The 12,063-nt window shown below is 61.6% G+C and carries 9 protein-coding genes and 1 pseudogene; 1 reads left to right on the top strand and 9 read right to left on the bottom strand.

All coding sequences use genetic code 11. The annotated features are described in order from the left end of the window. Positions 1-90: 90 nt before the first annotated feature. The 6 genes and pseudogenes from J7382_RS19975 to J7382_RS14205 all read right to left on the bottom strand — a co-directional run bounded on the left by J7382_RS19975 (position 91) and on the right by J7382_RS14205 (position 6,557). Positions 91-1,665, bottom strand: coding sequence for an NAD-dependent epimerase/dehydratase family protein (locus tag J7382_RS19975; protein ID WP_348540037.1), 1,575 nt, complete (start codon positions 1,663-1,665; stop codon positions 91-93). A gap of 168 nt (positions 1,666-1,833) precedes the next feature. Then, positions 1,834-2,205, bottom strand: a pseudogene (locus J7382_RS19970) (Gfo/Idh/MocA family oxidoreductase); the annotation flags it as partial. Between the two features lie 2 nt (positions 2,206-2,207). Next, complete coding sequence (locus J7382_RS14220) at positions 2,208-3,191, bottom strand: glycosyltransferase family 2 protein (RefSeq protein WP_209069690.1); 984 nt, start codon at positions 3,189-3,191, stop codon at positions 2,208-2,210. After that, positions 3,188-4,411: a glycosyltransferase family 4 protein gene (locus J7382_RS14215; protein WP_209069689.1), complete on the bottom strand. Its 1,224-nt coding sequence runs from the start codon at positions 4,409-4,411 to the stop codon at positions 3,188-3,190. Before J7382_RS14215 ends, J7382_RS14220 begins: the two co-directional genes overlap by 4 nt. Beyond that, entirely contained in the window at positions 4,408-5,418 is a 1,011-nt protein-coding gene (locus tag J7382_RS14210) for an NAD(P)-dependent oxidoreductase (protein ID WP_209069688.1), read from the bottom strand. The genes J7382_RS14215 and J7382_RS14210 overlap by 4 nt, the downstream gene beginning before the upstream one ends. Beyond that, positions 5,415-6,557: a Gfo/Idh/MocA family oxidoreductase gene (locus tag J7382_RS14205; RefSeq protein ID WP_209069687.1), complete on the bottom strand. Its 1,143-nt coding sequence runs from the start codon at positions 6,555-6,557 to the stop codon at positions 5,415-5,417. Before J7382_RS14205 ends, J7382_RS14210 begins: the two co-directional genes overlap by 4 nt. A gap of 211 nt (positions 6,558-6,768) precedes the next feature. On the opposite strand from J7382_RS14205, the gene J7382_RS14200 reads away from it, so the two are divergent. Next, the gene (locus tag J7382_RS14200) at positions 6,769-7,524 is read left to right on the top strand and encodes a WecB/TagA/CpsF family glycosyltransferase (RefSeq protein ID WP_209069686.1); all 756 of its coding nucleotides are present in this window, start codon (positions 6,769-6,771) and stop codon (positions 7,522-7,524) included. On the opposite strand, the gene J7382_RS14195 is transcribed toward J7382_RS14200, so the two are convergent. From J7382_RS14195 to J7382_RS14185, 3 genes are read right to left on the bottom strand one after another with little or no spacing between them, the layout of a single operon-like run. Further along, the gene (locus J7382_RS14195) at positions 7,506-8,261 is read right to left on the bottom strand and encodes an SDR family oxidoreductase (RefSeq protein ID WP_209069685.1); all 756 of its coding nucleotides are present in this window, start codon (positions 8,259-8,261) and stop codon (positions 7,506-7,508) included. The genes J7382_RS14200 and J7382_RS14195 overlap by 19 nt on opposite strands. Beyond that, positions 8,261-9,859 carry a GMC family oxidoreductase gene (locus J7382_RS14190; protein ID WP_209069684.1) on the bottom strand — a complete coding sequence of 533 codons (1,599 nt, stop codon included), beginning with the start codon at positions 9,857-9,859 and terminating at the stop codon, positions 8,261-8,263. The genes J7382_RS14195 and J7382_RS14190 overlap by 1 nt, the downstream gene beginning before the upstream one ends. Then, a complete protein-coding gene (locus J7382_RS14185) occupies positions 9,856-11,934 on the bottom strand; it encodes an acyltransferase family protein (protein ID WP_247745017.1) in 2,079 nt (692 codons plus the stop codon). Before J7382_RS14185 ends, J7382_RS14190 begins: the two co-directional genes overlap by 4 nt. Positions 11,935-12,063: the final 129 nt, after the last annotated feature.

Here is a 12,063-nt window from a genome sequence, read left to right as displayed (position 1 = left end):
CTGTTGTTCTGCTCTGGGGCTGTTTGACACAAGTAAACAAGGGAATGCCGACAAAAGAAAGGCACCATTGCGGAGATAGGGCGGCTGGCCTCAAAAGCCCAGCAGATTGGCCTCATCAATCGCTTTGGTCAGAAAGGCATCCCGGCGGGTTTCCGGCTGCCAGCCAAGCAGTTCTTTGGGCAGCCTGTTGTCAAACGGCGAGAAATGCGCGCGGCTTTTCCAATCCGACAGAGACGGGTTGCTCAACCCACCGCGCCGCAACACATGTTTTTTCAGCAGGTATTTGACGCTGGCAGCGGCATAAAAGGCGACCAGATTGCCGGGTTTGACCTTGATGCGCGCCCCAAGGCGCGCGTGGATGGCGTCAAAATAATCTCGGGCAGATAGCTTTGGGCCGCCAACAAGGTTGAAGCTTTCCCCCAGCGCGGCGTCATTTTCTGCCATCAGGATCAAGGCTTCTGCCACATCCTCATTAAGCACAAAGGGCAGTCCGTGATGCCCCTTGCCCCAGATCCGCACAGCCCCTGCGCCATGCCAGCGCCCGATGCCCCAATGCTGCAACGGCCCGCCATGGCCCACTACGATGCCGGGGCGGGCAATCACCAATGGGAGATCGTCCTGGCGGTACATCTCCAGCAGACGCGCCTCACATTCGGCCTTAGAGCGTGCATAGATGTTGCGCGCGCTCATATCGGCGTCAAAGCCGGTGGCTTCGGAAATCGTCACATGCGGGTCGGACATGTCGTAGCTGGCGATGGTGCCTGTATAGATGAAACGTTTGACACCGGCGGCATTGGCGGCGCGGGCAATGGTCTCTGTCACCGCCACATCGTTTTTGAGCGCGGCCTCCCATGTGGCATCCATGGATTTGCCAAGGTGGTAGACAATCTCAATGCCCTCCAGCGCATGAGCCAACTGATCAGGGTCCCGCAGGTTGGCACTGGTCAGTTGCACGTGATCGGCAATGTCATCAAAGGGCCCGCTGGTGCCGCGTGACAGCACCCGCACGTCGCGGCCTTTGGCCACCCATGCGCGGGTTAATGTACGCCCGATAAATCCCGTACCGCCGATGATCAGAACGCTGGGCTTGGGTTTGGCGCGGCTGGCGGGTTTGGGCTTTTTGGCGGCTTTCGGCATGAGCGCAATGGCCGCATCAATGGCGCGCATGACCTCTGTCGCGGCGTCGCCGGAAAACCGGGCATCCAGCGGGCGCCCAGAGCGGATCGCGCTGTAAAAGGCCCCGCTCAGCCCGGCAAAAGACAGACCATAAGGCGATTTGCGATTGAGCGACACAAGCTGACGCGCGCCGTTCACCACGCCTTCGCGCAGATGCTGCCCCGCAAGGCTCATCTGGCGCAGGAAGGGGTTGGCGACAATATCGGCGGCGTTCTCACCGTCCACCGTCAACACGTCATGGGCGTAGTCATACCGCGCCGTCGCGGTGGACCCATGCAGCGTCACCGATCGATCATCCATGGTTTCCACCAGCGACAGATTGAGCGTGACAGAGACATCCCCCGCAGTGACCAGAATGTGCCAGCCCTGCGGTCGTGTGGTATCTCCGGGAAGGGCAATGGGTTTGGACAGGCTCACATGTTCCACCGTCAGGGGGCCAAACAGATCCACCGCAAAGGCAAAAAGATGTGGGCCCAGCTCCAGAAGCATGTTCTTGGGCTCCGCCAGCAGCCAGAGCCCAAAGGGCCCGGAGCGCAGCGGCATCATCGGGAAATGCCAGTTGATCTCTGCGGCGGCGATCCGGCCGATTTCGCCGGCTTCCAGACGGGTCTTCAGGCGCTGATACCCCGGCGTGCCCATGAAGTTATGCCCGGCGGCAAACACCCGCCCCGTCTCTGTGGCGATCTGGTTGATCTCGGCAGTCTCGTCTCCTGACAAAGCCACAGGTTTTTCCACCAGCACATGATGCCCAGCCCGCAGACAAGTCTCCGCCAGCGCGCGGTGGGTGCCGGGCGGCGTCACGATATGCACCGCATCCGCCACACCAGCGGCCAGCATCTTCTCCAGATCACGATAAGCGGTGATCCCGTAGCTCTGCGAAAGCGCTTCTGCCGCCGCTGCGGATTGATCACAGACCGCAACCAGCTCTACGCCGGGTGTGGCGGAGATTGCAGCGGCATGCCAGTCGGCAATATAGCCAGCCCCCAGAAGGGCAGCGCGGATCGGGCGGTCTTGGGCAAAGGCTGTCATGGTCATTTATACTCGATAATACGCATCGCCCGGCCACGCAGACGACGCCAGTGAAACAGAAACATACCCATCACATTTGGCAGTTTGGAAAGGGTTAACAGCCGCGCATGGCGGCGCGCTTCCCAATGCGGCAGACCTTCGGTGATAAGGCCGGATTTGGTGCGGCTGTAATTGATGGCATAGGCCGCCATCACCGCGATCAGGATCAAAATATTGTCACACAGCCCATAAAGCGCCAGCAGCGGCAGGATCCCCCCGTAGATCAGCCCCCGCAGTTGTTCCTTGCGAAAATAGGGCGGGTGCATCCAGCCAACCTGCGCAAAGCCATGTCCGGTGCGCAAGGCCCGTTGCCACCATTGACCAAAGCGCAGCATGGCCGCGTCATGGCGGGTCATTTCCTGTGGCAGGCGGCGCAGCTGCCAGCCTGCTTTGGCCAGACGTACACAGAATTCGTCATCCTCTGCGGCGATGACGGTGGCATCAAACCCGCCCGCCTGCTGAAAAGCGGCACTGCGCACCATCATGTCACCGCCACATGTGACGATCTCCCCGGCGGGGCGATGCCATTCAAAATCACACAGGGCATTGTAAACACTGCGCTCAGGATAGAGCTCCGCGCGCCAGCCGGTGATCAACCCAAGGCGCGGCGTGGCCTGAAGCGCGGCCAGCCCGGCTGCAATCCAGCCGTCCACCACCACACAATCGCCATCCACAAACTGCACAAATTCCGGCAGATCGTCGGTCTGTGCCAAGGCGTCAAACCCGGCCTGTCGTGCGCGGGCGGCGGTGAAGGGTGCGCTGTTGTCCAGCTCCACCACCAGCGCGCCAACCTTGCGCGCTTCCGCCACAGAGTTGTCCCAGCTGCCACTGTCCACATAGACCATCTCCACGCCCTGCTTTTGCAGCGACGCCAGACAGGCCACCAGCCGCTTGCCTTCGTTGCGGCCAATCACAATGGCGGTCACGGCGCGGCTTTCCGGGCTCATGGGCGCTGACCTTGAAACAGATCTGAAAGACGCGCCGCTTCCTTGGTGATGTCAAAGGCCGCTTCCACTTTGGCTCGGCCCGCGATGCCCATGGCTGTGGCCCGCGCCGGGTTGGCAAGGATTTTGCCAATCGCTGCGCTGAGGGCCGCAACATCGCCGGGGGGCACCAGCAGGCCCGCGCCGCCATCCGCCACCAGCTCGGGAATGCCCGCAATCTGTGTTGCCACCACCGGGCGACGCGCCGCCATCGCCTCCATCAGCACCACTGGCACGCCTTCGGCAAAGCTTGGCAAGACAAACAGATCCGCCGCTTTCAGCGCCTCTGCCACTTCGGTTTGGGATTTATAACCTACAAAGCGCACATGTTCCGCAAGCCCCGAAGTCTCCACCTGATGTTCCAGCGCTGTGCGCCCGGGCCCATCCCCCACAACCGTCAAATGGATGTTGGGGAATTGGCCGGTTAGAGGTTCCAGCGCCCGCAGCAAAATCGGCAGACCTTTTACCGGTGCCAGCCGTCCAACGAACAGAAGGTTGGTGTCCACCGGATCATCCCCCCCATCATAACGCAGAGGATCCACACCACAGTGCACGATATGCAGCTTGCCCCAGTGTTTGGGATCACAGAACGCCATCGCCTGCGAGCGGCAGAACTGGCTGATACAGGCCACAAATCTGGCCCGTGCGATCTTCTCATCGAGCCGCCAATGGTCCGGCGCAAAGAAGATGTCCGGCCCATGCAACGTAAAACTAAAGGGAATGCCGGAAAGCTCACTGGTCAGCATCGCCACCGTACAGGAGGATTTTGCGATGTGATTGTGCAGATGACGCACGCCCCTCTTGCGCAGATGCGCCGCCAGCACCGCTGCTTCGGCAAAGTAAAACAGTTGATACAGATGGTTGCGCAGCCCCGGCGGTGCCGCGCGCAGCGCCAGCAGCAGCGCGCGCAAAAAACCACCCGGACGTCGCAGCAATGCGCCCAAAATGGCGCTTATCAATGTGACCGGAGCTTTCGCCGCCGCTAGAATATAGAAGGTGCTTTTGGCTTCGGCCTTTTGTTCTTCCCCTACTAGATGCTCCGCACCTGTGCGGCGCACCGAACAGGTTTCCACCTGATGGCCCCGTGCCCGCAATTCTGCCACTTCACGCTGGATGAAAGTATCCGTGGCGCGGGGGTATTCCCCTGTCAGATAGGCGATTGGATGGTCAAAAGTGTCACTCACAACGGGTTGGCCTGTTCTTTTTGGGGCTGATCGTCTTGGGGATGGTCAATGGCGCCCTGCATAGCCCTTTCAAAGGGCATCATTGTGACCGGGCCAAGGCGTTTGTGCATCATGGCATTGTCATAGTGCAATGGGCGGTGGCGCGCTTCGAGAATGGCGGGGTGCAACAGCCCGGGTAATGCATTGTTATTGGGCGTCGCCGCTGCAATCAGCCGCATCAGCCGCAACGGCACAGGCATCTGATAGCGCGGCCAGCCGCAGGCTTTCAGCGCGGCAACAAACCGGCGGCGATCTGGCAGATCGTCATCCAGTACATTGATCACGCCCAGCCCCGTGCCAAAATCCGTTTCCGAACGGGTGGCGGCGCGCACCAGCGTCTCAGCGGCCAGATCTCTCCGGCAGAGTGGCACGCTGCCACCCCCATCAATGCGCAGCACAAGTGGCCCCAAGGCTGGCCCAATATGCGCATTGAAAAGCTGTCCCGCGCCCCAGACTGCTCCAAGTCGCAGCACAGACAGCGCAAAACCATAAAGCGCCGCACCATCAAAAAACTGCTGTTCCTGGGCCGCTTTGGCCTGCGCATAAAGATCACGGCCTTTGGTGCCAACAGGGCTGTCTTCCCGCAGGGTGCCGCCATCCGGCACGCCTGCTACGTCATAGACCGACAGAGAGCCCGCCAAGATAAGATGCGGCACTTTCGCCCCCACCAGAGCCTCAATCAGATAGGTGCTTGCCGCCAGCGTGTCCCGCGCATGATCGCCCGCCAGCGTGGCCGCACAGTGGATCACCGCTCCCGCGCCCTCCAAAACCTCAGACAGCGTTTCATCCGCCTCCGCCAGATCGCGGATCACAATCTCAATCTCTGGATCATCCGCCCAGTTGTTGGGAGCCTTCAAAGGGTCACGGATCAAAGCCCGCACCGGCACCCCCTGTCTGCGCGCCTCTGCAACGCAGGCCCGCCCGACAAAGCCATTGGCTCCGGTGATGACAATCGGCGCCGTGGTCATATGGCCCATGGCATGGGCGGCAGAGGATCACAGCGTGTGGACATCTCCTGCGCACAGCCATCCGCCTCTGCATTCTGGATCGCCAGTGTGACCTCATTGAGATGCAGCGCAAAATCCGCCGATAGGCGACAGGGGCGTCCTTCGGCCAAAGCATCCAGCATTTCCGCAGGGCCCAGAGCAAAATTCATCGCTGCCGCGCCCCAACGATCCACTTTGGGATGGGTGTCGCCGCTCAGGCTCACGCGTTTGCCAATCGGATGCTCTATCAGGCGCCGCCGCAGGGTGAAGCGTCGGTGAAACCGCACCGCGGCCTCATTGTCCCAGGCCTGTTTGATTTTCAGCACCCCGCGATCCCCAAACAGGCGCAGGCTGTGGTCATGGCTGGCGACAATGGAACAGGTCAGCCGCGCCGTCAGCCCATTTTCAAAAAACAATGTGGCGCTTGCATAATCGGGCGTGGCGGTGCCACCGCTTAGGCCTTTGTCAGGCAGGCATTCGGCAGAGGCGGCCACCACGCGGCGCACCGCGCCAAACATGGCAATCAGCCAGGTCAGATAATATCCGGCATGTTCCAGCGTGCAGCCCACGGCAAATTCATCCTGCGCGGGCCAGGGCGCGCCGCTTTCACTGCGCCAGTCTGCATAGGGGGCCTGCGGGATAAAACCATCATCCAGCTCCGCATAGATCAGCCGCACCGGCCCTGCCACATCTTCCCGCACGGCTTTGGCCAGCGTCTGTGCGGTTTCCCCCAATACAGAGCAGGGCGCAGAGGCAAGCATCACCCCTTTCTGGGCGGCCAGCTCATGCAATGCGATGGCATCAGACATTTCCATAGCCAGCGGTTTTTCCGAATAGACATGATGCCCGGCCTCAAGACAGGACCGGCTGATCTCGTAATGTGCGTCAGGGTTGGTCAGGTTGAGGATCAGCGACCCTTCCGGAAGATTGCCCAGAAACCGCGCGAGGCTCTCCACGCTGTGCAGATGCCAATGATCGGCAAAGGCCCTAAGCCGTTCCGGATCGTGATCATAGACCTGCGTGACGGCGATGTCGGGATGGGCCGCAAAGGAGCGCATGTAAAGATCTGCAACAAAACCACAGCCAATAATCGAAACGCTGCGCGTCTTGCGGGCACTCATGGCGGAATCCTTTTCAATCAATTGCCCTCAACTATAGGGGCTGCGCGCGCTGATGCCAGTATTTGCGCCTTATTCTGCGCGGGAAATGTGGCGGAATTGAACCACTTGGGACAAATCCTTATGTGGCACTCTCTGGCTGCGCGCATTGGGGGTCAAAGGGGTGCCAAAGGGGTGTTAAGCTGCGACAATCGCAAAAGCAGGGGCTTGCGCCGTGCAGTTTTCAACCATTGAGGGGCCGGTCACGGTCAATGTGCCTGATCACGGGGCGTTAAAGCAGGCTGTGGGGCAGCGGTTGGCGGCGAAAGAGGGCTTTGCGCTGGCCACACTCAACCTCGATCACCTCGTGAAACTGTCTTCTGATGGGGCTTTTGCGCAGGCCTATCTGGCGCAGGATTTTGTCGTGGCTGATGGCAACCCCATTGTCTGGCTGTCGCGGCTGGCCCGCCGGCCGGTGGCGCTTTTGCCGGGGGCGGATCTGGTGGTCCCTCTGGCAGAATGGTGCGCCGCGGCGGGGGTGCCTGTGGCCTTGATTGGCAGCACCGAAGAGGCCTTGGCGGCGGCAAGTACGGCGTTGCGCGGTTATGTAACAGGGCTGGAGGTGGCGGCCTGTGTGGCCCCGCCCATGGGGTTTGATCCCCAAAGCGCGGCGGCGGAAACACTCTTGCAGGAGGTTGCCGCCTCCGGGGCGGGTCTGGCCTTTCTGGCGCTGGGCGCCCCCAAACAGGAGGCACTGGCGGCGCGCGGGCGCCAGCTTGTGCCCAACGTGGGTTTTGCCAGCATTGGCGCAGGGCTGGATTTTCTGGCAGGCACGCAGAAACGCGCGCCGCGTTGGGTGCGCCGTCTTGCGCTGGAATGGCTCTGGCGCGCGCTCAGCAATCCGGCCCGTCTGGCCCTGCGTTATCTGCGGTGCATCGGTATTTTGCCGCGCCTCCTGCGGGAGGCTTTGCGTCAGCGTTCGGGGATCTGACGCACTTTGGGCCGTCTGAGGCGCAACGCGTCTTTCAACCGGGTCTTCAGGCCACGCGCAGGCAGCACTTCGCGATCGCGTTCAAACACCGCCCCATTGAGGCTCGGCTCCTGCCAAAGCGCCAGCCGCGCGCCCCAGTCTGCGGCCACAGCCGGATCCAGCCCCTCGGCCAGCCCCATCTGGGTGTTCAACATGCCCGGCATCCATGTGGTGACGATGATATTGGGCAGCCGATCGCCCAAATCCGCCACCAGCGCGCGTGAAAATGTGGTCACCGCCCCTTTGGACACCGCATAGGCCGCGCTGCAGGGCAGGGGGTGCAGGTCGGCAAAGCTTGAGACATTCACAATCCGCCCCCGTCCCGCTTTGGTCATATCCTGCAGCGCCTCAAGCGTGCAGGCCACGGTGCCGCCAAGATTGGTCGCCATGGTCTGTTGAAAGCTCTCTGGGGTCTCATCCAGCAGATCCCGATGCGGATAGACGGCGGCATTGTTGATCAGTCGCGATACCGGCCCATATGTCCGCACCTGTGCAAACCCCTGTGCCACCGCCACGGGATCAGAGACATCCGCCACCACCGGCACAAAGCCCTCTCCGGCCTGCGCGCGGGTGCCCTCTAGCGTCTCTGCCGTGCGGCCAAACCCGGCCACGCGGCACCCCCGCTGACACAGCGCAACCGCCAGCGCCCGGCCCAGACCGCCCCCCGCCCCCGTCACCACGGCGATCTCCTGTGCCATCACAGCTCTCCTTTGCGCAGCGCCTTGCTCACCACATCGCCCACCCGCAGCGCATTGGCCGCAATGGTCAGGCTGGGATTGACCCCCATGGAGGTCGGCATGAACCCGGCATCCACCACATAGAGATTATCGGCCTCATGCAAGCGGCAATCCCGGTTGAGTACTGAGGTCGCCGGATCCAATCCAAACCGCACCGTCCCGCAGGGATGGCCAAAGTTCAGCTCCGGCCCCGTGCTGACAAACATCTTGCGCAGCCCGCGCAGGCGCGTGTTGAGGGCCCGCCGAAAGGCCCGCCGCCGCGCCAGAAGCTCCGGGGCCATCTCATATTGGATCGCCAGATGGTCCGGGTTGTCTGGATCAAATATCACCCGGTTCTGCGCATAAGGCAGGTCTTCGAGAATGCCGACAAAGATCTTTGCACTGCCCAGAAGCTTGACCGCGACCAGTGCAGGCAGGCGTGTGAAGGCGCGCAGCCACTGCAGGTGGCGCAGCAGAGACCGGTCAAACGCCATGTTCAGATAATGCACGATTTCCCCATAGCGCGCTTCAATACCCATGGCCTGCACCATGCCAAACCGGTCTGCACCGCTGTGATAAAGATCGCGAAACGCCAGCGCACGGCTCACGCCGCCTGAAGGCGCAGGGCGGGGCTGGCGTGGCGGCCAGAGGGCAAACATCTCATTGAGATGAAACATCAGATTGCGCCCGACCATCCCGCTGCCATTGCCCAAGGCCGCGGAGGTCAGCAAAAGCCGCGGTGTGTGCAACGCGCCGGCTGCGAGCACATAGGTCTTGGCTTGCAATATGGCATGTTCTCCGTTCACGCGGATCTTTACGCCGCTGACCCGGCCCTGATCATGCTGGATCTCTGTCACCGGCGCGCGCAGCAAAAGCGCCGCACGGCCTGTGGCAAGCGCCGGTTCCACACCGGCAGAGCGCCCATCAAGCTTGGCGTTATTGGGGCATTTGCGCCCCAGATAACCGTCGCTGCCTTCAAACCGGCGCAGGGCCAGATGCCCCTGATAGGGATGCAGCCCCGCCGCCTGCATTTGGGCCGAAAGCGCCACATCCGCCTCTGACATCTCTGGCCCATCTGGCAGGGTCGCAACCTCTGCCGCCAAAGGATCCACGCCGCCACAGACATGATAGAGGGCCTCGGCCTGTGCAAAATAGGGCGCCATCTCCGCATAGGACACCGGCCAGCCGCCGGTCGGGTGGGGGATGTCCGGGCTGTCGTCCAGATCATGGGGCGCAGGGCGCTCAAGCGCAGCAGCATAAAACACCGAGCTGCCCCCGACACCGGCCCCAAGCGGCGCGTGAAACAGGGTGGTTGTGCCATTCACGGTGGCCTGCATCGGCTTGGGCCAATAGCCGCGTACCAGACGGGCCTCCTCATCCCAGATATGTGGGTTCAGCCCATGTTCTTCGGCCCTCTGACCGGCACCACCCCGCTCCACAAACAGCACCGAATGGCCCTGTTCCGCCAGACGCCGCCCAATGGTGCCGCCCCCCATACCGGTGCCGACCACGATCACATCCCAACCGCCCGCTTGCGATTGTTTCTGTGCCTGCGTCAGGGTCAGCACCTGCGCCGTCATGGCACCTGCCGCAGCATCGCGGGGTAAAACACTTCGCGCATCCGCCGGGCGGCCGCATTGGTCACATGGTTGTTGTCAAAAAACTGGCCCACGCCATTTTGCACCGCATCACAGAGGAACGGATCGCAGAACCAGCGCCAGCTGTCCAAAATCCGCGCGCCACTGCGGGCCAGCGCCATTTCGCCCCCGGCGGCGCGGCGCGTCGCATCGGTGACCGTGATTTGCCCGATCCGCCGTGCCAGCTGCTCAGACAGGCGTCCATGTGCCAGCGCCCGCGCCACTTTGGGCGCATTGTAATGCGCAATCTCAGGGGGCTGTCGCAACACATAAACCGCCCGATCCTGAAGCGCGATTTCCGTGACTGTGGCCTGAAGGGCCTTCGCCAAAAGCGCATCCTGCGTCATCACGCCAAAGCGCTCACTGCTCAGTCGGATGCTGTTATGTGCGTCGCTGCCCACCCCTTTGCCACTGGCATAATAAGACCACCTCCCAATCAATAGCACATCCCTTAGATCAGGGCTCATGGCCAGCGCCTGGCGGATTTGTGCATTGGCTGCGCCACAGGCCGCATCCTGTGCCCGCGTGGCGGCGCTTTCCTGTTTGCGGATGTCAAACAGCGGCGCACAGCCCGCTCGCCAGATCACCAGCCCCGCGCGATTGGCCTCATGAGCGGCCTGATCCAGCCCTTCAAAATAGGCGCGCACATGGCTGTCGCCCCAAATCAGCAGGTTCGGCGCGCCATAGTCCGGCCCAATGCGGCAAAGCTCCAACCCTGCAAACGGTCCCTTATCAGCCACCGCACAGCGAGAGAAATCCTGTATGAAATCACCGGTCGCGGCGATATGCACCTGCGCCTGCCTGTCAAAACGCTGTGGCAGGCCGTCGGTTTTATAAACCGCCCATGACAGCATCAGCGCCGAAGCGGAGGCCGCCACAACCGCCGCGAGCAACGCCCAGTTTGACAGCCCGGTTGCGCGCCGAACGGGTTGTTCCACAAAACGCCATGACAGACCGGCAAGCACAAATGAAATGGCAATCCAAAGCGCGGTTTCCGCAGGCCCGGCATAGCGTTCCTGCAAATAGGTGGTGAGCGTGAACACCGGCCAGTGCCACAGATAGAGCGAATAAGACATCAACCCAATCAGCACAGGCACCCGCTGGGACAGCGCGCTGTTGACCAGATTGTCCTGCGTGCCATTGCCAATCAGCAGCACCGTGCCCAGCACCGGCAAAATCACCTGCACGCCGGGAAAAGCCGCACCCGGCTGCACCAACACCACAGAGGCCAGAACCAGCGCCAGCCCGGCCCAGCTCAGCGCCTGATGTGGGCGCCACAGCTCTGGCTTCTCGATGGTCAGGATCGCAAGGCCCACCCCCGCCAAGAGCTCCCAGGCGCGAAAGGGAAACAGGTAAAATGCCGCCGTATGCGCCTGAAATGTCATCGCAACACTGCTGATCAGCGACAGGGCAAAGCAACTGCCAAGCGCCGCCATCAACACCGTGCGATTGCGGGCAAACAGCAAGAACACCAGCGGCAGGAAGATGTAAAACTGTTCCTCCACCGACAAAGACCAGCTGTGCAGCATGATCTTTTCTTCTGCCGCGCCATCAAAATAGCCCGCCTGCCGAAAGAACAGGATATTGGAGAGATAGACCGTGGCAGCAATCACGCCTTTTGCCGTCTCGCGGAAATCACTGGGCAGCAGGATCAGCGACCCAATGGCCAGAACCGCAAAGGCCATGACAAAATACGCCGGGGCCAGCCGCCGTATGCGGCGCATGTAAAATGCACCAAGCGCAAGCCTGCCGGTGGCCTGATGCTCCCGCCACAAAATTCCGCCAATCAGAAAGCCGGAAATGACAAAGAAGATGTCCACCCCGACAAAACCACCGCCAAAGCCGGGCACGCCAAAATGATAGAACACCACGGCCAGAACCGCGATGGCGCGCAGCCCGTCAATCTCTGCGCGATGGGCCGCACCACCGGGCGTCATCCCGTCAGAGGCCATGCCGCTGGCCTCTGGCGGTGTGACATCCGCAGTCTCTGGGTCATCCTCTGGCAGGGCACGGGTCATACGCGTGCTGATCCTCGCGTCATTCTGTCGTTGCATCACAACAAACACATCTCCTTTGGCTTGGGCAAGTTTTGCACCATCGGATGATAAAGTTGCTTTAACACAGAGGTTTTGCGACAACGTTTTGAA

The sequence above is a fragment of the Shimia sp. R11_0 genome (genome assembly GCF_017744035.1).
GTDB classification, from domain to species: domain Bacteria; phylum Pseudomonadota; class Alphaproteobacteria; order Rhodobacterales; family Rhodobacteraceae; genus Shimia; species Shimia marina.
This window is presented reverse-complemented; position numbering and strand designations above follow the sequence as displayed.

What these genes read in the sequence shown, in the direction of transcription:
- J7382_RS14205 (WP_209069687.1), bottom strand. Translation starts at nt 6,557, where the DNA reads ATGAGTGCCCGCAAGACGCGCAGCGTTTCGATTATTGGCTGTGGTTTT.
- J7382_RS14195 (WP_209069685.1), bottom strand. Translation starts at nt 8,261, where the DNA reads ATGGCACAGGAGATCGCCGTGGTGACGGGGGCGGGGGGCGGTCTGGGC.
- J7382_RS14220 (WP_209069690.1), bottom strand. Translation starts at nt 3,191, where the DNA reads ATGAGCCCGGAAAGCCGCGCCGTGACCGCCATTGTGATTGGCCGCAAC.
- J7382_RS14210 (WP_209069688.1), bottom strand. Translation starts at nt 5,418, where the DNA reads ATGACCACGGCGCCGATTGTCATCACCGGAGCCAATGGCTTTGTCGGG.
- J7382_RS19975 (WP_348540037.1), bottom strand. Translation starts at nt 1,665, where the DNA reads ATGCTTCTGGAGCTGGGCCCACATCTTTTTGCCTTTGCGGTGGATCTG.
- J7382_RS14185 (WP_247745017.1), bottom strand. Translation starts at nt 11,934, where the DNA reads ATGACCCGTGCCCTGCCAGAGGATGACCCAGAGACTGCGGATGTCACA.
- J7382_RS14190 (WP_209069684.1), bottom strand. Translation starts at nt 9,859, where the DNA reads ATGACGGCGCAGGTGCTGACCCTGACGCAGGCACAGAAACAATCGCAA.